This is a genomic window from Methylocaldum sp. MU1018 (assembly GCF_053646775.1).
In genome coordinates this window covers 42,359-67,158 of sequence record NZ_JBSJPA010000001.1, presented here as the reverse complement: position 1 = coordinate 67,158, position 24,800 = coordinate 42,359, and the positions used below count along the sequence as shown (strand labels likewise).

The 24,800-nt window shown below is 61.7% G+C and carries 28 protein-coding genes; 19 read left to right on the top strand and 9 right to left on the bottom strand.

Annotated elements, in window-relative coordinates; all coding sequences use genetic code 11:
* Nucleotides 1-66 precede the first annotated feature (66 nt).
* From ACWJKU_RS19085 to ACWJKU_RS19065, 5 genes are read right to left on the bottom strand one after another with little or no spacing between them, the layout of a single operon-like run.
* Entirely contained in the window at nt 67-1,047 is a 981-nt protein-coding gene (locus ACWJKU_RS19085) for a DNA-binding protein (protein WP_454148309.1), read from the bottom strand.
* 10 nt (nt 1,048-1,057) lie between these two features.
* The gene (locus tag ACWJKU_RS19080; protein WP_454148307.1) at nt 1,058-4,429 is read right to left on the bottom strand and encodes a hypothetical protein; all 3,372 of its coding nucleotides are present in this window, start codon (nt 4,427-4,429) and stop codon (nt 1,058-1,060) included.
* A gap of 9 nt (nt 4,430-4,438) precedes the next feature.
* Nucleotides 4,439-4,843, bottom strand: coding sequence for a hypothetical protein (locus tag ACWJKU_RS19075; protein WP_323004766.1), 405 nt, complete (start codon nt 4,841-4,843; stop codon nt 4,439-4,441).
* A complete protein-coding gene (locus ACWJKU_RS19070) occupies nt 4,840-5,070 on the bottom strand; it encodes a hypothetical protein (RefSeq protein ID WP_454148305.1) in 231 nt (76 codons plus the stop codon). Before ACWJKU_RS19070 ends, ACWJKU_RS19075 begins: the two co-directional genes overlap by 4 nt.
* Nucleotides 5,067-5,330 (bottom strand): hypothetical protein, encoded by a 264-nt coding sequence (locus ACWJKU_RS19065; RefSeq protein WP_454148303.1) that lies wholly within the window; start codon nt 5,328-5,330, stop codon nt 5,067-5,069. The genes ACWJKU_RS19070 and ACWJKU_RS19065 overlap by 4 nt, the downstream gene beginning before the upstream one ends.
* A gap of 253 nt (nt 5,331-5,583) precedes the next feature.
* Here ACWJKU_RS19065 and ACWJKU_RS19060 point away from each other — a divergent pair, with 253 nt between their 5' ends.
* The 14 genes from ACWJKU_RS19060 to ACWJKU_RS18995 all read left to right on the top strand — a co-directional run bounded on the left by ACWJKU_RS19060 (nt 5,584) and on the right by ACWJKU_RS18995 (nt 13,042).
* Entirely contained in the window at nt 5,584-5,838 is a 255-nt protein-coding gene (locus tag ACWJKU_RS19060) for a hypothetical protein (RefSeq protein ID WP_454148301.1), read from the top strand.
* Between the two features lie 12 nt (nt 5,839-5,850).
* Nucleotides 5,851-6,054: a hypothetical protein gene (locus tag ACWJKU_RS19055; protein WP_226331862.1), complete on the top strand. Its 204-nt coding sequence runs from the start codon at nt 5,851-5,853 to the stop codon at nt 6,052-6,054.
* A 12-nt stretch (nt 6,055-6,066) separates the two neighbouring features.
* Complete coding sequence (locus ACWJKU_RS19050; protein WP_101530135.1) at nt 6,067-6,933, top strand: hypothetical protein; 867 nt, start codon at nt 6,067-6,069, stop codon at nt 6,931-6,933.
* The gene (locus ACWJKU_RS19045) at nt 6,930-7,112 is read left to right on the top strand and encodes a hypothetical protein (RefSeq protein WP_101530136.1); all 183 of its coding nucleotides are present in this window, start codon (nt 6,930-6,932) and stop codon (nt 7,110-7,112) included. Before ACWJKU_RS19050 ends, ACWJKU_RS19045 begins: the two co-directional genes overlap by 4 nt.
* Nucleotides 7,109-7,435, top strand: a complete 327-nt coding sequence (locus ACWJKU_RS19040) for a hypothetical protein (protein WP_101530137.1) — start codon at nt 7,109-7,111, stop codon at nt 7,433-7,435. The genes ACWJKU_RS19045 and ACWJKU_RS19040 overlap by 4 nt, the downstream gene beginning before the upstream one ends.
* Nucleotides 7,432-8,070: a hypothetical protein gene (locus ACWJKU_RS19035; RefSeq protein WP_454148298.1), complete on the top strand. Its 639-nt coding sequence runs from the start codon at nt 7,432-7,434 to the stop codon at nt 8,068-8,070. Before ACWJKU_RS19040 ends, ACWJKU_RS19035 begins: the two co-directional genes overlap by 4 nt.
* Nucleotides 8,071-8,153: 83 nt before the next feature.
* Nucleotides 8,154-8,552: a hypothetical protein gene (locus ACWJKU_RS19030; RefSeq protein ID WP_101530138.1), complete on the top strand. Its 399-nt coding sequence runs from the start codon at nt 8,154-8,156 to the stop codon at nt 8,550-8,552.
* A 170-nt stretch (nt 8,553-8,722) separates the two neighbouring features.
* Nucleotides 8,723-9,607, top strand: a complete 885-nt coding sequence (locus ACWJKU_RS19025) for a 3'-5' exonuclease (RefSeq protein WP_101530139.1) — start codon at nt 8,723-8,725, stop codon at nt 9,605-9,607.
* A complete protein-coding gene (locus tag ACWJKU_RS19020; RefSeq protein WP_101530140.1) occupies nt 9,604-10,065 on the top strand; it encodes a DUF7673 family protein in 462 nt (153 codons plus the stop codon). Before ACWJKU_RS19025 ends, ACWJKU_RS19020 begins: the two co-directional genes overlap by 4 nt.
* Nucleotides 10,065-10,490, top strand: a complete 426-nt coding sequence (locus ACWJKU_RS19015; protein ID WP_226331856.1) for a hypothetical protein — start codon at nt 10,065-10,067, stop codon at nt 10,488-10,490. Before ACWJKU_RS19020 ends, ACWJKU_RS19015 begins: the two co-directional genes overlap by 1 nt.
* Nucleotides 10,490-11,617 (top strand): tyrosine-type recombinase/integrase, encoded by a 1,128-nt coding sequence (locus tag ACWJKU_RS19010; protein WP_101530141.1) that lies wholly within the window; start codon nt 10,490-10,492, stop codon nt 11,615-11,617. The genes ACWJKU_RS19015 and ACWJKU_RS19010 overlap by 1 nt, the downstream gene beginning before the upstream one ends.
* 31 nt (nt 11,618-11,648) lie before the next feature.
* On the top strand, nt 11,649-12,140 hold the full coding sequence (locus ACWJKU_RS19005) for a hypothetical protein (protein ID WP_454148295.1): 492 nt from the start codon (nt 11,649-11,651) through the stop codon (nt 12,138-12,140).
* Entirely contained in the window at nt 12,137-12,757 is a 621-nt protein-coding gene (locus tag ACWJKU_RS19000; RefSeq protein ID WP_101530143.1) for an OmpA family protein, read from the top strand. Before ACWJKU_RS19005 ends, ACWJKU_RS19000 begins: the two co-directional genes overlap by 4 nt.
* A gap of 54 nt (nt 12,758-12,811) precedes the next feature.
* Complete coding sequence (locus tag ACWJKU_RS18995; RefSeq protein ID WP_101530144.1) at nt 12,812-13,042, top strand: hypothetical protein; 231 nt, start codon at nt 12,812-12,814, stop codon at nt 13,040-13,042.
* A gap of 74 nt (nt 13,043-13,116) precedes the next feature.
* On the opposite strand, the gene ACWJKU_RS18990 is transcribed toward ACWJKU_RS18995, so the two are convergent.
* From ACWJKU_RS18990 to ACWJKU_RS18980, 3 genes are read right to left on the bottom strand one after another with little or no spacing between them, the layout of a single operon-like run.
* Complete coding sequence (locus tag ACWJKU_RS18990) at nt 13,117-13,470, bottom strand: hypothetical protein (RefSeq protein WP_323004758.1); 354 nt, start codon at nt 13,468-13,470, stop codon at nt 13,117-13,119.
* The gene (locus ACWJKU_RS18985; protein WP_454148292.1) at nt 13,467-15,290 is read right to left on the bottom strand and encodes a PcfJ domain-containing protein; all 1,824 of its coding nucleotides are present in this window, start codon (nt 15,288-15,290) and stop codon (nt 13,467-13,469) included. Before ACWJKU_RS18985 ends, ACWJKU_RS18990 begins: the two co-directional genes overlap by 4 nt.
* An 11-nt stretch (nt 15,291-15,301) precedes the next feature.
* Nucleotides 15,302-16,867: a hypothetical protein gene (locus tag ACWJKU_RS18980; protein ID WP_454148290.1), complete on the bottom strand. Its 1,566-nt coding sequence runs from the start codon at nt 16,865-16,867 to the stop codon at nt 15,302-15,304.
* A gap of 250 nt (nt 16,868-17,117) precedes the next feature.
* On the opposite strand from ACWJKU_RS18980, the gene ACWJKU_RS18975 reads away from it, so the two are divergent.
* From ACWJKU_RS18975 to ACWJKU_RS18955, 5 genes are all read left to right on the top strand, one after another.
* The gene (locus ACWJKU_RS18975; RefSeq protein ID WP_323004822.1) at nt 17,118-18,443 is read left to right on the top strand and encodes a hypothetical protein; all 1,326 of its coding nucleotides are present in this window, start codon (nt 17,118-17,120) and stop codon (nt 18,441-18,443) included.
* 7 nt (nt 18,444-18,450) lie between these two features.
* Nucleotides 18,451-19,056, top strand: a complete 606-nt coding sequence (locus ACWJKU_RS18970) for a hypothetical protein (protein ID WP_454148288.1) — start codon at nt 18,451-18,453, stop codon at nt 19,054-19,056.
* A gap of 140 nt (nt 19,057-19,196) precedes the next feature.
* Nucleotides 19,197-19,964 carry a FliH/SctL family protein gene (locus ACWJKU_RS18965; RefSeq protein ID WP_323004820.1) on the top strand — a complete coding sequence of 256 codons (768 nt, stop codon included), beginning with the start codon at nt 19,197-19,199 and terminating at the stop codon, nt 19,962-19,964.
* Nucleotides 19,964-20,446 (top strand): hypothetical protein, encoded by a 483-nt coding sequence (locus ACWJKU_RS18960; protein WP_323004819.1) that lies wholly within the window; start codon nt 19,964-19,966, stop codon nt 20,444-20,446. Before ACWJKU_RS18965 ends, ACWJKU_RS18960 begins: the two co-directional genes overlap by 1 nt.
* A complete protein-coding gene (locus ACWJKU_RS18955) occupies nt 20,422-21,426 on the top strand; it encodes a nucleotidyl transferase AbiEii/AbiGii toxin family protein (protein WP_454148285.1) in 1,005 nt (334 codons plus the stop codon). The genes ACWJKU_RS18960 and ACWJKU_RS18955 overlap by 25 nt, the downstream gene beginning before the upstream one ends.
* 54 nt (nt 21,427-21,480) lie before the next feature.
* On the opposite strand, the gene ACWJKU_RS18950 is transcribed toward ACWJKU_RS18955, so the two are convergent.
* A complete protein-coding gene (locus ACWJKU_RS18950) occupies nt 21,481-24,732 on the bottom strand; it encodes a DotA/TraY family protein (RefSeq protein ID WP_454148283.1) in 3,252 nt (1,083 codons plus the stop codon).
* Nucleotides 24,733-24,800 lie beyond the last annotated feature (68 nt).

Sequence of the window (24,800 nt, the reverse complement as noted above, 5' to 3'; positions counted from 1 at the left end):
TGCCCTGTTAAAAGTTTAGATTTGTGATGGTCAGTATGGATTATAGTCCATCATTCGTCAATGCCTCTAGCGAGGTGTTCGGCGCTTTTTTATGACTGGAGACTTGCCACGCAGCGCCGGGCGCTGGGTGGCAACGGCCTCCTGCAAAGCCGCGACCAACCGGGCGTTTTCCGACGCCAGATGGTCGGCCTGACCTTCGGCGCGTTGAAGGCGCTCGCGCATCGAGGTGTTCTCCTGCTCCTGCAAGGCTGTTTGCTGAGTCGCACTGGCAAGCTGGGCGCGTAGATCGCGAAGCTGATTGTTCACGCGAGCCATCTCCAGCGTGTAATCGGTGCTCTCCCGCTTGGCTTTCGCTTCGATGCTGGCGATCTTGTTCTGCGCCTCGGTGCGGGCGCGGTCGATCTCCAGCAGCGAGTGCTTCTCGACGCCTTCGAGGCGCGTGATCGCGTCGCTCAGTTCCTGCTGTGAATGGGCGAGTGCGGCACGTAGCTCGTCGCGCTGTCCGGCCAGTTCCTGCCGGTTGGACTCGAACATCCGCTCTGCCTGCTCCCGTGCTGCTCGTTCCGTATCGACGCGGCCTTGGAGGGTGTTCATTGCCTCTTGAAGACCGGCGATCTGTCCCTGCAAGGCTTCGGCACGGCTGACGGCCCGATCTCGCTCATCCTCTGCATGGGCAACGGCGGCCTCGGCCCGCTCGATCTGTGCCTGCCACTCTGCTACTTGCCCATCGAACTCTTCGCGCACCAGAGAGATGGCGGCTGTCCAGAAGCCGAGGATGTGCGGAGCAAGGGCTTCCGGTACGCCCTTGACGAATCCGCTCATCTTGCGCAGCGCGTCGCCGTGCTCGCGGCGGAAGTCTTCCTTGCCCCGGTTGATGTCGTTGGCGCTGCCCTTGCCGATGATGTCCCGAATGTTCATCCAGCTTGGTAGCCGTTGTCCGCGCTTGGTGAGTTCAGCGCAGCAGCGTTTGGTCATCTCGTAGGCATTGAGACTGTCCCAGTCGGGAGTTGATGCCAGTGTGGTGCGGAGTTCTTCGAGGTCGCTCATTTGGGTACTCTTATGCTGATTCTTTGGGGGCAATGAACCACCGCTCAATGCCATGCGGCGTTGGGGCTGCATTGGCAATTTCGGTTGCGGCGCGGGCGATAGCCCCGTTGGCTGCGGCTTGCTTCTGGATGAAGTCACGAGCGTGCTCGGGTGAAAGCAGGCTGTGCGGGCGGCTGCTGTAGCCACTGTGGGCGATGCCTTCCACCAAGGCTTCGGTCTTGGTGCCGATGGGGCAGATGTCGAACCAGTGGGTGAGGCCGGGCGGGGTGGTGTCGCCACGAAGCTCGATCTCCATCACAGCCACGGGCGCGTAGTTGTCGGGCAGGTGGACGCCGAGCAACTGGTCGAAGATCAGTTCCCCGCTGTCGTTGAGCGTCCCATCCGCGATCCAGTAGCGTGCGCCTGCCTTGTCGGCGTCCTGCATCCAGTTGCCGAACCATTGCTCCAACAGCGGCTCGACGGACTTGCGGCCATCGGCATTGCTGACATAGACCCCAGCTTGGCCGTGGATGTAGTTCTCGAAGCGCGAGTCGGCGAGCGTGACGGTGGTTTCGAGCAATGCCCACGGATAGCGATCATCCACATCGCTCTGGAAGCTGCGCTGGGCATGGCCCTTGTCGGCGTATGGCTTGGTGTAGCGGGCGCGGATGCGGTCGCGGGACACCTCATCCGGTGCCAGTTGATAGAGGACGGCATGGGGCTTCCACGAGCCTACGCAGAGGAAGCGGAGTTCCTTGCTGCGCGGGTAGTAGACCATGCCGAACGGCACGGCGAAGTCCGGGTTGCGGACGTACTTCGAGTCCGACAACAGGTCATCGCGCAGGTCGCTCCACAAGGCGAATTCGCGTGCGTGCGTGGTCGCATCCATCGGGCCGCAGAACGGCTTGAGCCGTTCTGCGAACCCGGTGGCGGCAGCGAACAGTTCCTGCTTGCGCTCGAAGCTCTGGAATACGGAGGTCTTGTCGGCCCAGTCCTCGGCTTGCGGCCACTGATGAAGCGTCGTCTCGGACGCGGCTGCTTTGGGCAGCGCGGCCCAGCGCCGAGACTTCTCGGCGTAGCGCGTCTTGCCGCGCTCAACGGTGATTCGATGCACCCACGCATGAGGCTCGATGCGGTTGTCTTGCTCGGCCAGCGTGGGGGCTGCGTAGATCACCAGCTTTGCCCCGCCTGACAGAACGAGGCGCAGCGGCGCGTAGCCCAGTTCGGAGACGAAGGCGGCGACATCCTCGGCCTGCCGCTGCCCCTCACCGGCCAGCATGTACATCTGGTCGAGCAACGACTTCCAAGCGGCGGGTGCTGCGCCATGCTCGAACCGGGGCAGGGGCTTGCCACGGTTGGCCGCACGCCATGCGATCACCGCCTGATGGATGATCGCGGACGCTTCGTCGCCCGTGGCGATGGCTCCCTCAGCCAACGCCTGAGCAAGACGCTGACGGGTGTCCTGCTCGCTCGCCAGTTCTTCCCGCAGGAACTTCAAGGCTTCCTTGAAAAAGCGGATGTAGGAGAGGTGGTCGCGGCGGGTGTCGCGGTTGTGGATGTACCAGTGCAGTTCCTCGGGCTGCACGGCATCCAGACAGAGGAACGGTTGATCGGTGTAGTCCCAGTTGCCGTTCTTGAACTTGGTGAGATTGACCTTGCAGTTGAAGCTGCGATCTTCCCAGTTATACGTGCGTCCGCTGACCGCCACATCTACGCACAGCGACTGGCCGTCACGGTAGGCGATGGCGACGCTCATGCGCTCGGCAGGGCGGTAGCGGCGGTCGAAGCGATCGCCACCGCGCTCGGTCTTGCAAGCGGCAGGGGCTGTGTCCGGGTTCATGACCTCGAACCAGTTGCACAGCACCCGCGAGCCGGAGCGCAGGTAGGCATTCTTCTCGGCGATCCACTCATTCAACGGAGTGCGCTTCTCACCGGGCAGCATGGCCGAGCCGTCATCATCGTGTAGGAATCGGCAGTGCTTCTCTTGGAAGTCGAGCGAGACGAAATTCAAGCTGGCCGGGCCGTCGTAGAAGTCGCCAAACAGCTTGAGTCTGTGGTCGAGGCCGCAGACCAGCAGCAGGAAGCGTTTGTAGTGCAGCGCGAACCGCTCGTGCGCCGCGAGGCGGTCGGTGTAGGCCACGTCCTCGAACTTGATCTGGCTACCATCCATACCCCGGAAGATGCCGTCCTGCTCGTCACGCGACGGGAACAGGCGGGCGCTTCCGAGATGGCTTTCCACGGGCGAAAAGACCCGGTGGATATTCATGCCGTTGCGAACCAGCAGGAACACCTTGCGGTTCTCATCGTTCCGGGCGTGGTTCGTCCACTTCTCCCCATAGTCGATGTATCTGCGCGTGGTCGCCATCACCAGCACGCAGCGTTCGGTCGGGAATATCTGGCGAACCAAAGAGTCGTGCTTGCGCAGCGCCTCGAAAAACAGATGCTCTTTGGAGAAGTCGAACCACTCGTCGATGTCCGCCCATACCGCGAGTTCTTCGTCCATCATCAGTTTCTTCTGGACGAAGGTCAGCGGCTGGTCGCTGGGCGCGGGTTCGCCTTCGCGGATGGTGGTGACTTCCACATCCTTGCCCACGTAGAGGTCGAGCGATTCGATCCCCTCCATCAGCTTCGCCACGTAGGTGCGGACATCCTCCGTCTGCGCGAGCGCAGCGGCGGCCTGTTCTTCGTAGTAAGGGGTCAGCGCCTTGATCGTGGCAGCAATCTCGCCAGTCTTGCCCTGAATCCACTGCGACTTGATGGTCGCGATCTGGTGCTCGCGGCCAGCGGCCTGCTTGAGAGATGCGATAGCCTCGGGCGTGATGCCGGTGCCGATGGCGTCGGCAACGGTGCCGGTTGCGATGCTGACGAGGCTCTGCCCCGGCACCACGGGGGATGCCGGGACAACCTCTGCACCCTCGTCGGTTTCTTCGGGCGTCTCAGTCGCTTGCTGCTCGCGGAGCTTGTCTTCGACCACGCGGGCGAGCAGCGCCGGGTTGCTCTGGGCTTCGAGCAGTTCGGATTGCAGGGCGTTGATGCGCCCCTGTACTTCGCGAACTTCGCCGCTGCGTACCGCCTGATGATCTGGCTCGTACTCGAACTGGGCCAGAAAGTCTTTCAGCAGGAAACGGTGCTCCGTGTAGCGGAACCAGCGTTCGCGCACAGAGCCGTCTTCCTGCGGGATTTTCAGGGTGGTGTCGGTGCCGATCTTGCTCGGGTGAGGGCACAGGATGATGGTATGCGCGGCGTCATCGACCCAGCGGATCGACTGGATCAGGAGTACGGTGCCTTCGTCGATGCCTTCGCCGGGGATCGGCTGCAAGGCCCGCCAATACTGTCCGGTTTGAAGGGACTGGAAGCGGCTGATTCGCTCGGTGCCGGGTTCGTGCTTGATGATTTCGTCCATTGTTTTTTCCTAAATGCCGCACTTCACGGTGCGCACGATCTCGCCGTTCTCGTTGAAGTAGTAAACCGTGACATCGCCGGAGCAGCCTTTCCGCTCCATCTGGGTCACGATTTCCCCGCGAGGAACACTCCATCCGGTTCGCCGAATCACAACCTCGCCATCCGCGTTCCAGCCCGAGAAGTGAACGCACTTGCGCATGTATATGGCCTTGTACCGCTTGCCTTCGTCGTAGCCGGTTTTCCAGTCCCAGTACCGTTGCCCATTCAGATGCTCAGGTGCGTAGTGGTCACGAAGACGACCGCCAACCTTGCGCATTGGGCCGATCCCTTTTTCCCAGCCAGAGAGGATGTCGGTATTGATGCGACCGCAGTGCTTCTCAACGACTTCCGGGAGCATGTGCTTGGATGTGCTCATGATGCTTTCGCCTCCTGTGCAACATGTTCGCTGGGCTGCATGTTGCGGCAGTGGTCGGCCAACGCCTTAGCGTCGGCTGCCCATTCGCCAGTGGCTTCATTTGCAGCGGCGTTCAGGGTGAATGCCGCATCCTCCCAGTTCCCGGCAATGATCGCCCGCATGACGATCTTGCAGCGCGTGACCTGATCGTCTGGGGCGCTCATGAGTAGGTCGTAAGCAGTTTTCATGGGTTAAGAGCCTCATCAACTTCCGGCACATGGGCGACGCGGGGCTTGAGGCTGTCGGCCTCAACCCAGCACGCCTTGGTCTGCCATGCACCGGCAATGCGTTGCGCAACGCGCACCTGAATTCTTTTCGGGCCGATCTTGAGGACGACAGCCGCAATGGGCGTGATGAACCCGTACCCGCCACGGGCGCTGCGCAACCAGTTCACCCGGTCGCCGACCTCAAGCGGCTTGACGGTCGCGGTGCCACGCTCCTCGCTCATGCTTACCACCATCCTCACACAATGTTGCCACAGTCGCAGTGTAGGCTCGGTTCTCGTTCGTGTCAATTCATATACGAACGTACATGATACAAAACAGAATCTTCCACTTGTAGTTTTTCCCATAACTGCTATTATGGGAAGAAGTGGGGGAGATGCTCCGTCACGACCGTCGCCGGGGTCGATGTTTCACGGGCTAGACGCCCGGCAAAGAAGCAGTAACGGCAGCAATATCAACGAGTTGGGAGCGCGAAAAATGGTCGAGAAAAAAGCCGTGGAACATAAAAAGCCGGGTCGGCTGACCTTTCGCGCCGTGAATGCTGCGTTGGCAGCCGCAGGCGCTGCGGAGGTGCTGGTCAAAGGGGATGGCTACTTCTACTTCATGGAGGGCGATGCCCACTGCTGGCCCGCAACAATGGTCTATGTCGCCCGGCTGAATGACCTGACCGTGGAGCAATGGATTGGGGAATGGCGGTCGCTGCGTGCGGACTGGCTTTCCCGTAAGAGCTGAGACTGGAGGCAAATGATGGACGCTGACGACATCCTCAACATCGTGACCTTCTTGGGTGACGAGATGACCGACGAACAGGCGCAGCGCCTGATGGATCAGGCGAAAAGCTGCTGCTCGATTGCCGACATGGAGCGCATCAAGGATGCGGTCGGCGGCCCCTTCTACACCCTGCTCTCAGAGTTCGAGGGCGAAATGGGCGGTTTTCACAGGTACTGAAAGGACGCAACCATGAAGCCTGAGCAATTCACCATCCTTCGCGGCTCCGTCCGTGAGCCACGGCGATTCGACGCCGCAGTCGAGCAGGTGCTTGCAGGGGTCGATTCCGGCTCCATTCGCAATGTGGTCTTGCAGGACGTGAAGTTCACCCTGTCGCGCATTGTTGATGAGGCTTGGAAGAAGCACGTCAGCGAGCCGCACTTCTATGCAGGCAAGTGGCAGGAGCAGCCCGAGGACGTGCAGGCGCTCTACGACAGCATCTCGATCATGGGCCTGCACGATGTCATCGCGGCGAGCAAGAAGGTCGCCAAGAGCGCCGCAACCGGCCCTGCCGTTGATGCCATGCGTGCTTACTGCGCCGAGGTGCTGCCGCTGTCGCAGGCAGTTGCCTCGCTCAAGGACAAGGTGGTCAAGGGTCGCGCCCCGAGCACAGGCCCGGCCAAGCCGGAGAACCCGAACAAGGTGGTCAAGACCTGCCCGGTGTGCTTCCGCCCCATCGCCGTGCTGCGCGGGACGATGGCGCACCACGGCTACCAGCGTCCGGGTCAAGGCTGGCAGACCGCCAGTTGCCCCGGCATCCGCTTCAAGCCGCTTGAGGTTTCGAGCGAGGGCTTGGAGTGGCTGATTGCCACGCTGCGCGAGCGTCTGGCGGGCCTCAAATACGCGCACACCAATCAGGCGACTCTCCCTGAGTACCTGATGGCGAAGCGCACCCATAGCGGCAAGGCCGAGAAGATCACCCGCGACGATCCGCTGTGGTCGCGAGTGTTCGCCCGCCACATCGCTGAGATCGAGTCGGAGATGGGGAGCCTTGAGCGCGAACTGCCGATGCTGGACAAGAAGCTGACCGACTGGAAACCGGAGGTGCAAGCGTCATGAGCGATCAAGCGAAGCAACAACCCACGGATGCCGTGGAAAAGGCGCTGCGGGCGATTGTCGAGGCCATCGTGGCGCAAGCCCCGGTGGTAACTGATTCAGGGATGGTGCATGTCTGGTTGGATGCGGCATTGCTGGATGGGGCGCGTGCGGCCCTCAATCTCAAGGCGGGCGCGTCATGAGGGGCAATCACATCATCTGGGGCAGGCAGGATTACGTCGAGCCGCCTCCCCTGCCCCCGGAGGCTCTGGCTCGCGTAGCCATGTGCTCGGTGATGCCACGCTGGCCTGACAGGACAAAGCCGTACAACTGGCATGAGGTTCGGGCTGGTGACGATGTGATCGGTTTTGTGAAAACCGGGCTTGGCGGCCAGAGCTACCGGACGCCGGACATGGACGACTGGTTCCTTGTCGCGTGGGACTGGAATCGTGCTGATCCGCCGCACGCGCACGCAGTTCTGCGGCTTCTGGACGCCGTGAATGCAAGCGCGGAGGCGAGCGTATGAAGACATATCAGCTTTCTGGCCCTGACCTGCTGGAGCCGTTCTGGTTCAACCGAGTGCGGCATGGTCAGCACCCGGCCATCGTATCTGCCGATGCGACGGTTACGGTGGAGGGGGTCGCGCTGCGCCTGCGTGGCGACCGTCCGCCCACGGGGGCCGCCGTGCAGGTTTGGCTGAATGCGGCTGGCTTCTTCGTCTGCGCCACAGAGGCGGAGATCGAGCAGGCCGCCGAAGAGCGCCGTGCTAAGCGGGCTGCCGAGGACGCGCAGAGACGAGCACGTCTCGACGCCCTTCGTGACGAGGCCCGCACCTTTAATGCCGGGATCACCCTGCCCGTGCAGTGGGATGTCGGTATCAAAGACGTGCTTTCCGGTCTGTCGGAAGGTTCATGGGGGGATGGTCGCAACAAGGCGACTGTCGAGCACATCTACCTGCTGGAAGACTTCGAGGCCGGGAGGTTCAAGCGTCGCAAGGGCGACTTTCTCTGCACATCGGCCAGCGGGAACAACGGCAAGCGTTGGTCTACCACGGTTGAGCGGGCGCATGACGGGGCCGGTACGCCCTATCAGCCGAAGGTGACGTGCAAGGCGTGTCTGAGGCTGGTCGCCCGGTGGATGCGCAATGACGAAAGCACTTGACCGGGCATGGACTATAATCCAGAATGACAACCTCAAAACAAGTTTTCTAACACCCTTATTTGAATTTATCTCAGGAGGACGTTATGCCGACCAGTCAAGCCGCTTTCGCATCGTCGCCTTTGGCACGCATCAATGCGGCCAGACGGCTTGCTGCGACGTTGTGCCCCCTGTGCATGGATGCGGAGCAGGAAGTGCGGGCCGCTGGCTATAAACAGCCGGTCAGTTCGTTGGAAGCCTACGAAAAGGGGCTGGAGGCCGCAGTCGCGCAAATTGATGATGGCAGGGAGCCATATTTGGTCATGCGCGAGGCGCTGACCGCAGGCATGTGGCCGTTCATCGAGGTCTGGGACGTTGGCATCGCCCGCGTGACGGTTGGAACCGGCAAGCGGATCGGAGCGTCCCGGACGCGGGAACTGGTGCAAGTCTCGACCAAGGGCGGCGATCTGATGCTCCCGCCCGACACCCTGCTGGTATGGAGGTGAGTGGAATGTCCGGCACCGACAACCGGCAGCCGCCCGCGCCCCCCATCGGCGACGCGGCGCAGCCAATGGCTGTCACGGCCCCGGCAGCGCCTGTGCGCTGTCCGCTAGGAGGCACCTGCACTTGTGCCGTTCACGAACGATGCGAGAGCCGTTGAGAGGGGCTGTATTGCATGACCCGGAAGTACCTTTCCAAAGCCGAGGCAACCGCGAAGGGCTGGTTCAGCCGAACCGACCTGAAAAGCCTGTACCGGCTCAAGCCAGCACCGCAGCAGTGGGCTGCTGGCGAAGTGTGGCAGGGGCACGGCGCTTACGCGGTCTACGACAAGGCGCAGTGCCTTCCCATGCGCCCTTACCGCGCCCCGAGTCAGGCGCAAAGCCTTGCGCTGGAGCGGGGTCGGGAGTTGGTCGGCACGGCGGAATGCGCTGCTGATGGCTGCTCCTTGAGGTTCGACAGGGAATGGTGGCTCGGGCCGCTCTGCCCTGAGTGCGAGCAGCGCGAGCGCCGAGCGGAGTGTGCCGCGACAGCGCAGTGCTGGATCAACGATGGCTGCCTGTTCCTCGACGCAGAAACGACTGGCTTGGACGAGCAGGCAGAGGTGGTCGAGATGAGCGTGATCGACGCGCTTGGACAGACCGTTTTCAATGCCCTTGTCCGGCCCTCTGTGTCAATCCCGGCTGAGGCAACCGCCGTCCACGGAATTGAGAACGAGCACGTCACCGACGCCCCATCGTGGGCAGAGGTGCATGACGACTTCTGCCGCGCTGTCGCCGGGCGTCCTGTCGTGATCTACAACGCCGACTACGACCTTCGCGTGATCCGCCAGACCACAACGCAGCATGGCTTGACCATGCCTGAGATCGACGGGCGGTGCGCGATGCACTTGTACGCCCGTTGGTACGGCGAGCGGCGCGAAGATGGCCGCTTTCACTGGCAGAAGCTGGGTGCGGCGGCGCAGCAGTGCGGCATTGCGGTCAACGGAGCACATCGCGGCTTGGCGGACTGCATGACCACGCTGCAAATCATCAATCACATGGCCGCCAAGGAGGCTCTATGAACACATCCCCGTTCCTGCAATATCGCGACATGGTGATGGGCCATTACAGCACGGCCAAGTGGCTGCGCTCGTTTGTGATGTCACTGTGGAATGGAGGTGGCTACAAGATCGGGCTGTCGCAGTTGGGTTCAATTGACGAAGCGCACTTCAACGCGGCGATGGCCATGCTGCGGCAGTACCGGGAGCAAGGCGAAAACGACCGCGAGTTCATGACACTTGCCGAAGACATCCGGGTGCGGATGGGCGAAGAGCAGGCCGCAGAGGAACGCGAGCAGGCGTTTTCGGACTGGCAGCGCGACCTGCGGTATCACCTGAACCGGCAGGGGCGGATGCGTCCGGGTGAGATCGCGCAAGCGGTTGAAGACCACTACGGCTGGCTGGAATCGGAATTCGACGCGGGCCACAGCGCCGAGGCGACGGGAGACGCCTTGGAAGCCCGAGCGCGGGAAGCAGGCTGATGAATTTCGACCTCAAGCGCCCCTGCGCGAATTGCCCGTTTCGGACGGATATTCGCCCGTTCCTCCACCCGGAGCGGGCGCGGGAAATCTGCGACGCTATGCTGCTGGGCGACGAGAGTTTCTGGTGCCACAAGACCATTGACTACAGCGAGGCGTCGGAAGGCTCCACCAACCGGAAGACCCAGCATTGCGCCGGGGCGCTGATCCTGCTGGAGAAGCTGAACAGGCCGAACCAGTTGATGCGGATCGCAGAGCGGATTCGATGTTACGACCGCACCCAACTGGACATGGCCGCGCCCGTGTTCGAGGCACCCGAGGCGTTCATTGACGCCTGCCGCCGTCAGGATGCTGCCGCAAGCCGTCAGCGCATTGCTCGCTTGCGCTCTAGGGGCGTGAGCGTGTTCGAGCGCGAGGACGAGCAGTGATGAGCGAGCAGTTGATCGAACTCCCGCAGGGCTGGGTGACGCTTGGCCGCGCCGTTCAGGGCGCTGCTATCGACGCGCAGTCCGATGCGGAGGCCGCTGCGCTCTGGCTGCGGGCGAAGGGCGGACGGTCAGCCAATACCTTCGATTCTTACCGCCGCGAGGCGCTGCGCCTCTTGCTGTGGCTGGGTGAACAGCGTCTGGCGCTGGCCGAGTTGAAGGTGGAGCACGTCCACCTGTACTACGCGCACCTCGCGAATCCGCCGAAGCACTGGATCAGACCACGGAAACCGCGCCGCGATGAAACGCTACTGCCCACGCAGGCGTTGGCCGGGCCGCTCTCGAACAAGTCCATCGACTACACCCGCACGGTGCTCGGGCAGATGTGCTCTTACCTGCAAGACGCGGGCTACTTGCAGCGCAACGTATTCCGCCTCTCGGTGAAGCCTCCGGTGGTCGTGGAAACGACGCCGACGCGGCTGCTCGATCTGGATAGCTGGAACTGGTTGTGGGACTGGATTCTCGCGTTGCCGAGCGGCAAGCCAGCCGATGCTGCGCACGCCGCCCGGACTCGCTGGGTGTTTGCCCTGCTCTACCACACGGGCATTCGACGGGAGGAAGCGGCGCACGGACGCATGGGGGACTTCGTGCGCAAAGATCGAGCATGGTCGCTCCGGGTGCTGGGCAAGGGCAACAAGGAGAAATTCGTGACCGTGAATTCGACGCTGCTGCGCGAATTGGTGCGTTACCGCAAATCGCTCAAGCTCGCGGATTACCCGGTGCCCGGCGAGGACTTCCCGCTGGTCGCATCGGTGAATGCGGCACGGCGAAGCAAGCCCCTCACGCCTCGGGCGATTGGGCTTCTGGTCGGCACCATCGGGCAGCGTGCAGCGGCGGAGTGCGCGGACGAGCACTGCCGCGCCCAGATCGCCCAGATGACGACGCACTGGATGCGGCACACCAACGCAACGCACCGGCTGATGGCCGGGGCATCGCTGGAAACGACGCAGGATGAACTCGGGCACGCCGACCCGAGGACAACCCGCATCTACGCGAAAGCGAGCGACACGCGCCGCAAGGAAGACGCGGAGAAGCTCGCGAAGCTGGGTGCGGATGAAGGTGAAAGGTGAGCAATCTCAACATCATGAGGAAACTGAAACGATGAAACCCTACCGACAAATGCACGCACCACCGTTCGGGAGCGCGACGACAGCACCGCGCTGGAGCCTGACCGACCGGGGCGCGGCTCTTGCGATCCTGTCTCTGCCCTTCGCGCTGGCTGCGCTGGCGTTCCTGCTGGCTGTCATCACGACCGCGATGGGTGAGATGGCGCAAGGGACGCTCCGGTTCTACTTGGCCGCCTTCTCCTACTCGTACCTGATGGCGTGTCTGATGTGCCTCCCCGCCTACGCCATTGGCTACGGCTGGTACTGGTGGAAGACCAAGGGCGGCGATGCCGATCTTGGCAAGCCGCTGCTGTGGATGCCGCTGATAGCGGCGGCTTTCGTGTGGTTCCCCGCCGTTCTGTTCCCGCAACTGACCGGGACGGGCCGGGTGCAAGTCTTCTTGCTGCTGGCCGGAGCAAGTCTGGTTGTGGGCTACCTGTGGGTTGCGGTTGTTCGTTTCATTTTGCGTGTCTGGAGAAAGGTATGAGCATGATGCAGAAGAAGAAAATCCTCGCCGTGGCGATGGCCGGGCTGCTTGTCAGCAGCCCGGTGGCCTTCGCAGGTTTTCAGGTCGTCTACGAGGGCGCGGCACCGAAGCCGCTAACCCCGGTGCAGGTGGTCACGGAAACCCACGAGAACGCCCGCTTGCGGGCTGAACTGGATCGACTGTCCGCCGAGCTTGCGCAGGTGAAGGCCGATCTGGAGTTCGCACGCACCGATGCGGCGCAGTCGCGGCAGGCGCTGCTCACCGCGAACGCGAAGCTGGACTTGATCCAGTCGAAGATCGAGAAGATCGTCGTGTCGTTCGCTTTCGGCAACACCGAGTTCGTGCCACAGCCGGAGGTCGCCGAAAAGATCGTCACCTACGCCAAGCTGGCAGGGACAGTGAATGTCCGGGGCTACACCGACAGCGTGGGCACGCCCGCTGCAAATCAGCGCGTGGCCCTGCAACGAGCCATCGCGGCCAAGCAGTATCTGGTCAGCCGGGGCGTGGAAGAGGTGAAGGTCAAAGTCTTCGGTCGCACCGGGGAGTACGTGGCGAGCAACGCCACCGAGGCGGGTCGCCTCGCGAACCGGCGTGTCGAGATCGACTTCCTGCCATGACGGAACGCTCTCTGGCCGGGCAACCGGCCAGAGCTTTGCCGGAGACGATGCACGATGGGAACGTGGAGAGAGAGCGCCGCGCCGATCATCGCCGAGGTTATCCGGCGCGTCGGTCGGAGCGACATGTGCGCTTTGCGGAAGGCGCTACGTGAAGCCTATCCGTGGGGGGATCGGCGGATGCACCCATACAAGGTCTGGTGCTCGGAAATTCGGCGGCAACTGGGCCACCCCATCATTACGCCCCGCAAGGAAGCGTCTAATCCGCAGGGTGAGTTGTTCGCCTGATTGCAATACTGACGCGCTTCGCTTGTCGCCTCGGTGTTGAGCGTCCGGGCAAGCCGAACGCTCAACACCGAGGTCTATTCTGTCTTGGTGATGTCGCCGAGATACGCCTTCACCTCGGCTGCGGCAGCCACGACAACCGCCGCCGACGCCTCCCAGCAAACCCCTCTATACCGAACACTGTAGGAGTCTCGCTCCGGCACGTAGGCCACCGGCCCCCAGTCGGTGCCGTCGAGCAGTGCTGCGTCTGCCACTGGAAAGCTGCTTGACTCGTCGTCCGCTTCGCGTCGGATTGCTTCCACCGCCTCCACAGCATCGACAAAGGCACGAAGGTTCGCGTTGTCGATGCTGATCGCCGCAGGGCCAATGTTGAGAATGCCTCCTTCATTGTTGGCCGCTGCATGGAAAGCTCTGTGGAATTGATGAGTCATTGTTGTCCTCGTTGTTGTCGTTTCGGCTTGGCTGCCTCTAGCGCCTGCTGATAAGTCGCAGCAAGCTGCCTGCCCGCATGATGCGCGGCAGGGGAAACCGGCCCGTTGTACTTGCTCATGTGCTGATCCCAAATCACCTTCCGGCCTCTGATCTCAAACCCAAGGGTAGACCTGCTTCCATCCGGCTCTCTTACCGAATAGGCGCGGTATTTCCCCCGGTGACACCACCCGGCGTACTGTCCGACGCAATGGTGCATTTCGTAGCCTTCGACGGCGAGGGCGCGGGAATCGTTCAGCGGCGTGAACACAATATCGTCGATAACTGTCTCGCACACCAGAGAGGCCCACTCCAGCATCTTCAAGCCATCCAGTTCCTGCTCCATGCGCTCGATGGCAATCCGGCGATGCCAGTCGTCGGAGCGGCGAAGCAGCGCGGCCCATGTCGAGTGCTTGTCGGGGAACCCCTGCTCGAAACCCTCGGCATCGAGATAGTCCAGCATGACGGACAGGCTGGACTGGTTGTTATCCCGTAGCCACAGACGCACCTCGGTGTAGCCCTTGTCCTTCCACAGTTTCGCGCAGTGCGCCAGAAACAGCCGCAGAAGCTGCTGGATTCGCGGCGAGACACCGTAGCGATCCAGCCGGTGCGCCTCGCGCACGATCTGGACATAGGCGTACACCGGAGCCTTGGCGCTGACATTGGCGAGCGCGAGATTGGCGATGATGGTGTTGTTCTTCCCGGCCCACTCCCGGACAACCACGGCGGACGCTTTCGAGAGCCAGCGCCACGCAGCGGCAACCTCGAAGCTCTGGTAGTGCGCCCGTTGCTGCCATTGAACCCCCTGCCCTTTCGCAAGCCGGATGGGGCGGCGGTCGAGCGCGGTGCTCTTGCGGCCATCTCTGACCCACAGCTTGCGCGAGAACAGGTCGTCGCGGCCCCACTGCTCAGGGTTGATGCCGGGAAGCAATGGCAACAGGTTGCGGTGTTCAGTGGCAACCTTGACGAGCGCCGGACGCAGCCGGGCGTATCTCAGATACCGCAGGAAGGCGGAGTCCCGGTAGTCGATGGCGAGCATGGCCGACAGCACCTCTCGGTCGAGGAAGTGCTGAAAGAAGGCCGCCCGGAGGGCGCGAGCGCCCGACATCATCGAGTCGGGATCAAGCAGCCCCGGCTTCCAGTCGTAGGTCTTGCGCTTGTTGTTGTAGGCACCCTGCCGCCCGATGTACCGCTCGATCAGCAGGTAGGCCATGCGGCTCGGGGACATCTCTTTCTTGGCGTTCTTCGCCGGTACTGGATAGCCGTCCTGATCGTGATCCCAATCAGCGATCTCGGTATGAAAGCGAGGCAGATTGAAGTATCCGGCTGCAACGAGCGCCTTCCAAATGGCTTGCCGAGCAACGGAGCGCCACCAGTCGAGAGACTGGGTTTTCTTGATGGGGTAAAACGGCACCTCGGGCCAGTGCTCTAGCGTGCTCACCTCTTCCCATACACCTGTGGTCAGGCGGAATTCGAGTGTGCGTAGAGAAGCGTCCGGCAGGCGCTCGATGCGCCAGAGGTTGCAGATGGTCAGTCGCCGAGTGTCCCCCAATTCCTCGTACTGGGCGATGCGGAACAGCTTGTGCTCGATGAGAAGGTCTTTTGCCTTGCGATAGGCGTCGGCCAGATCAGCGCGACCGAAGGCATTGCGGCGCGGTTTCCGCTGCGGATGAGGGGTTTCATAGACCTCCCCCGGCTCGGTTTCCCGGCTTGCCGGGGAATCGAACGGGGGAGGCGACAAGCGGAGCGCGTCAGCGATGGCCCCGCAACGATCCAGAGACATGCAGCATCCTCTTAGCCGATGGACAGTTCGTCATCATCTTCGGGCGCTTCAAGGCGCTGCTCAAATTCGGAGGCCGTCAGCACCTCGGCGTCCTGCGGGATCACGCCGAGGCTGCGCAGGTGCTCGGTCAGCCCCGAGAGGTCGTGCTTGTCACGCATGAAGCCGTCCTCGAAGATGCTCGACTCGTCTTCCCCAAGGCTCTCCCCTGCCCGAATCTCGAACACAGTGCTCCCGTCCGCATCGCGCACGTCCGCGTAGAAGTCGCCGCGCTCGTCGAGATTGATGTAGTAGCCGTAGAGCGGATCGCGTTGCTTGTCCTCGACAAGCTCAATCGGGCGGTCGAACTTCACGCCGATCAGGTTGGCTACCTTCTGGTAGTCCTCGGCCTCCGGCTCGTGGCCGTTCACCTCATGAACGTGCAGGCTGTAGAACTTGTCGATGCCCTGCTCGAAGTGCTCGCGGTCTTCACGCGGGGATGTGGAGTTGAACCAGATATGAGGCGTCATTCTGGGATCGCTCGCGGAAGGCTCGGACATGCCGTAGTCGCGGCCATACCGCTCCAGATCATCGGCGTCCACTGTCTCGCGGTCAACTTCAACCCCCCGCTCGCCCGGCTCGCCAGCATCCTTGTCGTCATGCGTCCAGCGTTCGTAGTAGATCGAGATCAGGAACGAGTCTTCCTTGGGTTGGGCTTCTGTCACAGCCATCGTTAGCTCCTTGTTCTGTTCGATGAATGATTCCAGCGAGGCAACCAGTTCGGCGCGGGATAGTCCCGCGTCGCGGTCACGCAGGTAAGTAAAGCGGTCGGCCCCGCCTGCTTCTCCGAGCGGCGCGGCACGCAAGTGGGCGTCGTGCCCAGACTGGAGGATGTCGTCGATTGCTTCAACGGCAGAGCGGTACTGCACAATCGCTTCAACCTCGTTGGTGCCAGCGCGGCGCAGGGTGCCGGACAGTACGGGTATTGCCAGTTCGCCCCAGTCGGCGGCGAAATTGGCAAGCTGGGCTGTCACCTTTTCACCGTACTTCTCGCCAAGAATCGGATTGGGCTGCCCTTCGCGCTCGAAGGCCGTCTCGGCAACCTCGCTCATGAAGAACCACGGATCGCCTCCGTAGCGTCCTTCCCAGTCGATGACCTTGGTTTCGTACCAGAATTCGGCGAGCTTTGCGCGGCTGTCGAACAGGCGCTCCAAAGCGCCGTCTTCGTCACTGTTGATCGCGGCCCACTTCGCCTCGGCGGCAGCTTGCGTGGGAGCGGGATACCAGTTCTTTGCGTCCATGTAGGCGATGTTGCGCATCTCTGGCTTCATGTCGTAGGACTTCTGTGTCAGCCAGTCCTCTTTCGTGACACTCCACGACTGCACGGCCCAGTGCGGGAATCGGTCGCCATCTTCCTTCACTGCGGCAAGGCGCATTGCCTCCGCGCCATGCGCGAATACGACTACCACGTTTTCGCCGTGGTCGGCGCGAGTTGGATGCAGCAGCGCATCAAGCAGCTTTTCCTGCTTGCGCTGGAGATCGGCAGCTTCCATTCCTTTGGCTTGCGCGTACTCTTGCAGTGCTTCAATCGGCTTCAACATTGGCGTTCCTCGCGACGAAGTGCGCGGTTTTTATGGGCGTACCCGCATCACCGTGATAAGATATAGATTGCTGTTTCATGGCCCATGATTGCGCTGTGAGGCTGCTTTTACCTTTCATTTGAACGGCACCCGCGAAAGCGCGTGCCGTTTTTTTGTGCCCATTTTAAGGGTCTGCGTAACGCACATATTCTAAGCGTGCGCTCAATATGATATGTTAGAAACCTTGTTTTGACTATCCCTTGAGGCGCGTATGAACATAAGACTAGGGACGTTCCTGTTCGGCGACGACGACAACTACGTCACGGCATCAATCGAGCCGGTGAAGCCCGCATTCCGGGAAAGCATCGGTCGCGTTGTCGATGGCGGTCGCCTGCGCGTCCAGACCATCGACGCCGAGCCGGAAGGCCCGGCATTCGACCTGCTGCTGGAAAACACCTCAGAAGATCGCTGGAAGCTGACGGCTGCGGTGGGTGCAGAACTGGCTCGCCATCTGGCCGAAGAACATGACCGCTACGCTCGCCAGCCCTTCTTCATGGCGTTTGAGCATGAGCAGTTCGGTCGCCTTTACTTTGAGCCGGTGAGTCCGGCCCAGCAGCAGGAGGGGATCGCATTCAGCCTGAGCACCCGGCCAGCCGATCCGAAGACGGCGCAGTCGCTGACCATCGGTTCGCAGGAAGACCTCGAAGCCTTCCTGATCGCGAACCGACTGAACGGCGGCGTCCGCTGGATGCCCAATCAGCCGGAATTGGCAGCCGCCGTGCATCAAGGCAAGGACGACGCCCTCGCCGTGGCCAACGCCCAGCGCGAGTACGCGGCGGGCGTGATCTGGGACTTTGACGCCAGAATGGAAGAAGCCGCTGAGTTCGAGAGTGCCAATCTGGCGGCTGTACGGCCAGACATCTATTCCTTTCAGGAAGACAGTACGGAGTTTTACCGCTGGTACGAGTACGGCGGAAAACCGCGCCCGGAACCGCTCACGCGGGAGGCGCTTGCTGACTTGCTGAACGAAACCCCGAATGCGGGAGGGATGAGTCAGGCATTCACTGCCGAGCAATGGGATCGGTTCAAGGATTGGAAGCTGGGCGACTTGCGGTCGCCCATCGAAACCCTGCAAGGCATCGTGCAGAAGCACGGCGCGGAAGGGCCGTGGTGGGAATCGGCTCGCAAGGCAGCAGACTGGTGCCGAACGGCGAAGCGACCGCATCCCGTCGAGGTGCATGACGCGCTCGATGGTCTGATCTTCCGTGCGCAACGCGACGCGGAGGTAAACGGCGCGGAACTGCCCGCGTGGCATCAGCAAGCCACCGATGCGCGGAATGCCATCGAGGCCGCCTACACACGGGAAATCGAGGCGTCATCCAGCAGCACGAGCCTTGCGGATGCCTATGGACGCCTGCACGAGCTGCACGCCTCGCATCGCAAGGCTTTGCTCGAAGGCGACGCTGAGCAGGCTGCCTTCGAGCGCCACGAGGCGTCACAGATTGAGCGCCTTTTCCCCGTGCTCAAGGAACTCGTCCAGTTCGGAGCGGAGGACGCCCTCGAAGTCGAGGCAACGGACGAATCCCCAGCACCGTGAGGTAACGATGAAAGACAAAATCAGCACCATGATCGAAGCCGCCATCGGTGGCGATGTCCTCACCGACGATGGCGGTGGGTTCGTGTCCATCATGGGGAAAAGCTCTCCCAGCATCCGGCAGGACATTCCCGCAGCCTTCGAGGCATACACCCTGCTCTCCCATTTTCTCGGTAGGCTGCCGGTGCGCCCTGTTACGCTGGATTCGACCAGCCCGCTCTCCGACTTGTCCCCGGCGATCCTCCACGACGCGACTGCTGCGCGACTGGTCGCGTTGCTGCCCATCGGCGCAGGGGAACTCACAGCGGTCGCGTACTGGCTCACGGACAGCGTGCGCAGCGATCAGGTCAAGCAGATGGCTGGCGTGCTGGCCCTGCCCTTCTCTATCGAGAACCACGCGAGCGTGGAGCACCTGCTGCCGGAATGGTTCGCGGCGTTCTACGTGCGCGGCGAGCCGGGCCATTGCATCCCGATTCTGGCGCTGCGCTCTGTGCTCGCAGATCAGCGGTTCGGTGGCGACTGGGTGGGCGTGGCGCTGGAGCGGATGACTGCGTTTGCGCTGCCGCAGGAACAGGCCGCAAGCGCAGTACGAAGCCACAATGGCACCACACTATAACCACACTGTTACCACATTCATATTGACACAATGTCGCCACAATCCTATTATTTTATCCAATGGCATATCCTGCCCGGTATGCCGTCTTTTTGGAGGGACATGCCATGCCCGGACACACTAACCACGCAGGGAGAAGCAATATGAGCTTGGACGGAGGCTACATCGGTTCCATCGACCATGCGATTGCCAACCTGCATGTTGGCCGTCACCAAGGTCGCCAGCAGGGGATCGAGGAAGGGCTGGAAGAAGGCTATCAGCAGGGCTTTGAAGAAGGCCGCGTCTCGGGGTGGAACGAAGCCACGGCGGTGGCGAACGAAAAGCTGCGAGAGCAACTTGCCTATACCCATCAGCACTTCGCCGAGAAGGAGCGCATCAAGGCCGAGCTTGTGCAACAGCGCGAACTGATCGACCGGCTCGAAGCCAAGGTGGCTGAACTTGAGCGCGAGAACACCAAGCTGCGCGGCGAGAATGCCAAGCTGCGCAAGTCGGACTCAGACCTCCGGGAACTGATCGAGGCGCTCAAGGGGGCCAATCAACGATTGCAGGAACAGGTTGCTGATCTGGATGCGAAATACCAAGAGAAGTCCCGGCAGCACACCGAGCAGTTGTGGCAGTACAACCGTAGCCTCGTTTTCATGAACTCGGTACGCCGGGTGCTCGAAGACCTGACCAGCGAAGATACCCCACAGGCCGAGCGTGTGCGGGAATTGTTCGCGGAGAAGTACGCTCAACAGGTTAGCAAGGCGCTTGAGGCCGGAGGGATTAAAGCCCCCCCGGAAAATGAGTCGGAGTTCGCCAAATCGCTGCCGCAGACAAGGCAGTTTATTCTGAACATGCTTCAATCTGTCGGACGAAAGAACGAGTTACGCACGACAGAGCCGGAACCCGAAGAGGATTGGGTGCCCTGATGAAAGCCATGCTTGCCCCGGTCACGATTCCTGCCACATCAAGGCTGCACTACCTCGGCGGCATGGCCGCGCTCAACCTGCCATCGCCCACAGGAACCGGCGACTGGCACATGGAACAAACTTTCTTCCGACCGAGGGAGAGGCGTTCGCGCTCGTTCATCTCTGGTGTTGGTTGCCCGACCGACACGACCGAAATTCTCGGTGATCTTGGTGTCTATGACTGCACGGCAGTCCTCGACGAACTGGGCATACCTCATGAGAGCACAATCGCCTACGCTGCAAACCATGCGAGGGCGACTGCCGATCTCATCCTCGCAGCGGTGTTGCGAGGCGAATCCCCGGATTTCGTCGTGCTGGATGACTGGATGCCTCGCGACAACGATAAGCAGCAGGTGTTCGACCTGCTGGCAAAGGCACTCGAACATCTCACCCAAGAACAACAAGAAAAGGTACTTGAGTGGGAACGCAAAAACGCGATCTGAATCCTCGGGATGCAATCCATGAGCAATTGATGCGATCAGTCCTGAAAGGGATTGGCGATACACCGCTGGTATTGAAAGGTGGAACGGCTTTGCTGCTTGCTTATGGCCTTGACCGCTTCTCCGAGGACTTGGATTTCGACGCGCCCCATAAGCTCAACTTGGAGTCGCGCATTCGCCGCAGCGTGCCATTCGGCATCACGGTTGATGGTATCGACCCACTGAAAGACACGCCCACTGTCACGCGATACCGGGTGCGGTATCAGTCTGAGCACGGGAAACGCTCGTTGAAGCTGGAAGTCTCGTACCGGACACCGCCCCAACAATCAGAGGTGCGCTCTGTTCGCGGCCTCCGCGTGGCATCCCTGCCACGAATCATCGACCAGAAACTGAAGGCTGCACATGACGGGGATGATCCCCGCTCAAAGGTGCGCGATCTCTACGATCTGGATTTCGTGGCTCGGCGCTGGCCTGCCGTGTTCACTGATGAACTCGCGTCGAGGCTGCGGGCATTTGCCGAAGACCCGGATGTATTGGTATCCAGATACCAAGCGGATTACGACGAAGATGATCTGATCCCCGATCTGGTCGAACTTGACCAGCTTGCTCTCCGATTGCATTGCATCGCAGAAGAAATCGCGGTGAGCCGCTTGGAAGTTGTCAAGCGGATCGAGCACCTGTCAACGCTGAAAAACACCGCTGGGACAGCTTATTGTTTCTGGGGTCATGCAGTTGAGGCAGTGTCTTGCGCGAACAACCCTTATGAGGCGGATTGGCATCAAGCCGAGGAAGCCACCATTCTCGAAAGCATCTCTGAACACGGCCAATTGCCGGAAGATGTACGTGATGCGATTCTCAAACACAGCCCCGGTGCAGTGACGGCATCCCGACAGACTGAGATTCTGTCCGGGATCGAACGCAACGCATCCGAACTGCAAGTTCAATTCGCCAAGACGCAGAGCGAGAACGGATGTGAACCGTGAGGCTTCTCGTTCCATAGCAAAAAGCCCGCTGCGTGCGGGCTTTTTGCTATCTGGTTACTCGCCAAGACTCGGCGGTTCCGGCTCTGATGGTCGAGAGGTGTCCTGTTGCAACACGGCTGCACTATAGGCATCCCCCGGATCACCCCCGAAGCGGTCACGCGGATGGGCCATAGGGTCGTCCGATGGGCCATAGGAAGGCATGGCGGCGATGACGGAAGGTGAGTCGGCGGCTCCTGCACGGGAAACCCCAGCAGCCATTGCTGCGGCGCTGGCTGCCGATTCACCTTGCCCGTATCCATCATCACCGGCTACCTCCCCCAACGGGGCGTTCCCTCCGGTGCTGAGCGTCGCGCTCGGGCCAGCAGCAGCGCCCGCCGAGGACGAAGCGGCAGCAGTAGCCGCACCCACGGCCCCCGCAGCTACGCCAGCGGCATTCGTGTCAGACGGTGGCGGGGCATACCGAGAATCGTAGGAGCTATCCACAGCACCGCTCCCGCCCGGCGATCCCGCACTGATCGGCGCTTCGCCACGCAGCTCCGACTTGAATGCAGCGATGCGGGCGTCAGCGCCCTCCGAGTAAGCGGCCTTGCCTTCGCTGAGGGCGGTTCCCCCCGCCTTGGCAAAGTCCCTGCCGGTCATCTTCGCAGCGGCGGTGCCCGCGATGATGCCAGCGCCGGTTGCCGCCAGTCTTGCGTTACCGAGCCGCTCGCCGAATGACGCCCCGTCAGAGTCCTGATAGGCGGAAACGCCAGCCGCGCCCGCCGACAGCGCAACGGTTCCAGCACGGCCCACAGTGCGGACGGCGGCAGCCGTGCCGCCAGTGATTCCACGTCCAATCGCAACGCCTGCGGCTTCGCCAACCTTGTCTCGCATACGGCGGTTATCTGCTGGCGGACTAGGCGGCGGAGCCTGCATTTCCGGCGCTTGAGGGGCAACCCCTTGCGGGTTCGTGTTGAGGGTCTGCGCCAAACGACCGCCGCCACCACTGCGACCGCCACCACCTCCGCCACCGGGAGAACCACCGCCCGGTGGCGTGTCGTCCGGCAGAAGGCCGCCACCACGGCCCAGACGCGCCTTGGGTGTGTTACCGAGGCGGCCTGCGGCAGCGCCGACGCCAGCACCGGCTGCGGCCATGCCGCCGCGCATCTGGCCGACCGCGCTCGTTTCGCCGAGGTCGCTCACGCCAGCGCCGATCCAACGCAGCACATGATCCGGCAGGATTTGCGGCAGGCCGAATGTCATGTAGAGCACGGGCAGGAGCGTCAGTCCGAACACCATGAACCACCACGCGAAGGTCAGGAACTCGGCAATCGCGCCAACCGTCCCCGTCGAGGACACAACCGCGCCTCGCATGGCGAAGAAGCCCTTGGCGATGTAGTCGATGATGGGATCGGAAACGAGAACGGCGGCGAACAGACCGACCACGGCCAGCGCCGGGCGGGCGAATAGCGACAGCAGGAGCAGGTAGCCTTGCGTCTGGCTTCCGACGAAGGTGCGGTCGGGCGTCATGTGCATGACCGCCCACAGAGGCGCGGCAATGATCGACTGGAGCACCGCCAGAATCCAGCCGACAACCACGATCATGAAAATCGTGTACGGAAGGCTGGGCAGGAAGACGCCGAAGTAGAAGGCCAGAGGCTCGATGTACGAGGCCATCATGGCAAGCTGCTTGACGGGCACCTCGATCACCCAATCCCAGATCGGCGTCACCACCTTGTCGAGATCGAGGCCGGTGCCGACGCCTTTGACAGATGAGAGCGTGCCCGCGACGACGCGCAGGGCGGTAGCCGCCGTCTTGATCGCAACGTCAGCAACGGCAATGCCTGCGCGAGCAACCGCAAGATAGTCGCCGACGCACTTCATGCGGTTGAGCGACCCCCCCATCTGGCCCGCAGTGCCGCACAGAGGCGTGGTGCCGGGGCCATTAGCGCCGGTTGCGATCTCCACTACGTCCTGCATCGTGCGGTTGACGAAGGACGACATCTTGGCGTCCATGTTGGCCTTGATCGAACCGGGGTTGATGTCACTCTGCGCGTCCTTCGGGATCAGGCTGGCAATGTCTTCCGGCTTGGCCGTATTGGAACTCGCGTAACTGGCCTTTTCCTCGGACTTCTTGTTGATCGCCTCAGTGACCGTGGTGACGCTGTTGGAGAGCAACGTGGAACGCGCATCGGCGGGGAGCGCGGACAGCGATGGCGCAGTGACCGAGCCGACTGACTCAGACATCACGTTCGCAATCTGACCACGCACCATGCCAACGCGCTGGAACCAACCACCTGCGGCAGACCACCCGTCAGAGGTGAGCGAGTTGGCGAAGGAAGTGAGGCCCGAATCGACCCCTGCCTGATTGCCAGTGACCGAGGACGAAAGGTCGGTCGCAACCTTGTCCTCGTACTTCTTCACGATGGTGTTGAACTTGTCGGAATCGACGTTCTCCCATCCGGGCTGGTTGATGTCGCTGGGCCACGTATTCACCCATGCTTCCAGTTCCTGCATCATGTCAGCAGCAGCAGTCACCTTCTTGTCTTGCACTGCCGCTCGAAGCTGCTCCAGTGCAGCGGCGGTAGGATCGGACATCGCCTGCGCGGTGTAGCGAGCGACGTTGACCGTTCCGCAGAACGGCTCGCCACCGGCAAGGTTGGTCGTGGCGTTTCGATCCTTGATGTAGAACGTGTATTCGGTGCGCCCGTCCGTAGTCTTGATCTTGTCCTGAGTAGGATTGGCCTGCACTTGCGGTGAAACTCCGCCATCGGCATAGATGCTGTTTGCAGACCTAGCGCAATAGGATGCCGCCAAATACTGCCGCGCAAAGTCACGCATCCCATAGTAGGTGCCGGGCTGATTGACGCCCTGCACTACCCCGTCCGGCGAGAGGATACCCATCGCCATCCCGGTCTTGTAGGTGCCGTTGGCGAAGCCCACACCCCATAGCGCGAACATCATCACGACAAGCTGGATGAAGCTAAAGCCGCTTGTGGTTGGGAGCAGTACCGCGCCCCCGGCCACGATCCGCACGGGCGTCCAGAGTGACGACCAGTTGCGCCCCATTGCCTCGCCATCGTTGGCTGTATTCAGCGTCCCCATGACCGCGACGTAGCTGACGATCAGGCTGCCAATAATGAGAATCCCACTATTGAAGAAGCTGAACATGGTGGCAAGGATGTTGCTGCTGGCAGCAACGGTGTCAGGATCAGCCCCGGTTACTAACGCATCGACAACCCCGCCGAAGATGCGCCGCAACATGTCAACGGACGCATCGGTGCAGGCCGAGGCGTCGTCGCACGGGGAAAACGGCATTTGAGCCATGTGGATCACCCCTTTTCAATCAAACGGCAAGGATATAAACTTAAAGCGATTTTAACCGAGAAACTACC

Bases quoted from the DNA above. Each gene is read 5' to 3' on its own strand.
- ACWJKU_RS19000 (WP_101530143.1), top strand. From the start codon at position 12,137: ATGAGCATGATGCAGAAGAAGAAAATCCTCGCCGTGGCGATGGCCGGG.
- ACWJKU_RS19060 (WP_454148301.1), top strand. From the start codon at position 5,584: ATGGTCGAGAAAAAAGCCGTGGAACATAAAAAGCCGGGTCGGCTGACC.
- ACWJKU_RS19045 (WP_101530136.1), top strand. From the start codon at position 6,930: ATGAGCGATCAAGCGAAGCAACAACCCACGGATGCCGTGGAAAAGGCG.
- ACWJKU_RS18965 (WP_323004820.1), top strand. From the start codon at position 19,197: ATGAGCTTGGACGGAGGCTACATCGGTTCCATCGACCATGCGATTGCC.
- ACWJKU_RS18980 (WP_454148290.1), bottom strand. From the start codon at position 16,867: ATGTTGAAGCCGATTGAAGCACTGCAAGAGTACGCGCAAGCCAAAGGA.
- ACWJKU_RS19070 (WP_454148305.1), bottom strand. From the start codon at position 5,070: ATGAAAACTGCTTACGACCTACTCATGAGCGCCCCAGACGATCAGGTC.
- ACWJKU_RS19015 (WP_226331856.1), top strand. From the start codon at position 10,065: ATGAATTTCGACCTCAAGCGCCCCTGCGCGAATTGCCCGTTTCGGACG.
- ACWJKU_RS18975 (WP_323004822.1), top strand. From the start codon at position 17,118: ATGAACATAAGACTAGGGACGTTCCTGTTCGGCGACGACGACAACTAC.
- ACWJKU_RS19040 (WP_101530137.1), top strand. From the start codon at position 7,109: ATGAGGGGCAATCACATCATCTGGGGCAGGCAGGATTACGTCGAGCCG.
- ACWJKU_RS19035 (WP_454148298.1), top strand. From the start codon at position 7,432: ATGAAGACATATCAGCTTTCTGGCCCTGACCTGCTGGAGCCGTTCTGG.
- ACWJKU_RS19030 (WP_101530138.1), top strand. From the start codon at position 8,154: ATGCCGACCAGTCAAGCCGCTTTCGCATCGTCGCCTTTGGCACGCATC.
- ACWJKU_RS19010 (WP_101530141.1), top strand. From the start codon at position 10,490: ATGAGCGAGCAGTTGATCGAACTCCCGCAGGGCTGGGTGACGCTTGGC.
- ACWJKU_RS19065 (WP_454148303.1), bottom strand. From the start codon at position 5,330: ATGAGCGAGGAGCGTGGCACCGCGACCGTCAAGCCGCTTGAGGTCGGC.
- ACWJKU_RS18995 (WP_101530144.1), top strand. From the start codon at position 12,812: ATGGGAACGTGGAGAGAGAGCGCCGCGCCGATCATCGCCGAGGTTATC.
- ACWJKU_RS18960 (WP_323004819.1), top strand. From the start codon at position 19,964: ATGAAAGCCATGCTTGCCCCGGTCACGATTCCTGCCACATCAAGGCTG.
- ACWJKU_RS19005 (WP_454148295.1), top strand. From the start codon at position 11,649: ATGAAACCCTACCGACAAATGCACGCACCACCGTTCGGGAGCGCGACG.
- ACWJKU_RS18990 (WP_323004758.1), bottom strand. From the start codon at position 13,470: ATGACTCATCAATTCCACAGAGCTTTCCATGCAGCGGCCAACAATGAA.
- ACWJKU_RS18985 (WP_454148292.1), bottom strand. From the start codon at position 15,290: ATGTCTCTGGATCGTTGCGGGGCCATCGCTGACGCGCTCCGCTTGTCG.
- ACWJKU_RS19075 (WP_323004766.1), bottom strand. From the start codon at position 4,843: ATGAGCACATCCAAGCACATGCTCCCGGAAGTCGTTGAGAAGCACTGC.
- ACWJKU_RS19050 (WP_101530135.1), top strand. From the start codon at position 6,067: ATGAAGCCTGAGCAATTCACCATCCTTCGCGGCTCCGTCCGTGAGCCA.
- ACWJKU_RS19085 (WP_454148309.1), bottom strand. From the start codon at position 1,047: ATGAGCGACCTCGAAGAACTCCGCACCACACTGGCATCAACTCCCGAC.
- ACWJKU_RS18950 (WP_454148283.1), bottom strand. From the start codon at position 24,732: ATGGCTCAAATGCCGTTTTCCCCGTGCGACGACGCCTCGGCCTGCACC.
- ACWJKU_RS19080 (WP_454148307.1), bottom strand. From the start codon at position 4,429: ATGGACGAAATCATCAAGCACGAACCCGGCACCGAGCGAATCAGCCGC.
- ACWJKU_RS19025 (WP_101530139.1), top strand. From the start codon at position 8,723: ATGACCCGGAAGTACCTTTCCAAAGCCGAGGCAACCGCGAAGGGCTGG.
- ACWJKU_RS19020 (WP_101530140.1), top strand. From the start codon at position 9,604: ATGAACACATCCCCGTTCCTGCAATATCGCGACATGGTGATGGGCCAT.
- ACWJKU_RS18970 (WP_454148288.1), top strand. From the start codon at position 18,451: ATGAAAGACAAAATCAGCACCATGATCGAAGCCGCCATCGGTGGCGAT.
- ACWJKU_RS19055 (WP_226331862.1), top strand. From the start codon at position 5,851: ATGATGGACGCTGACGACATCCTCAACATCGTGACCTTCTTGGGTGAC.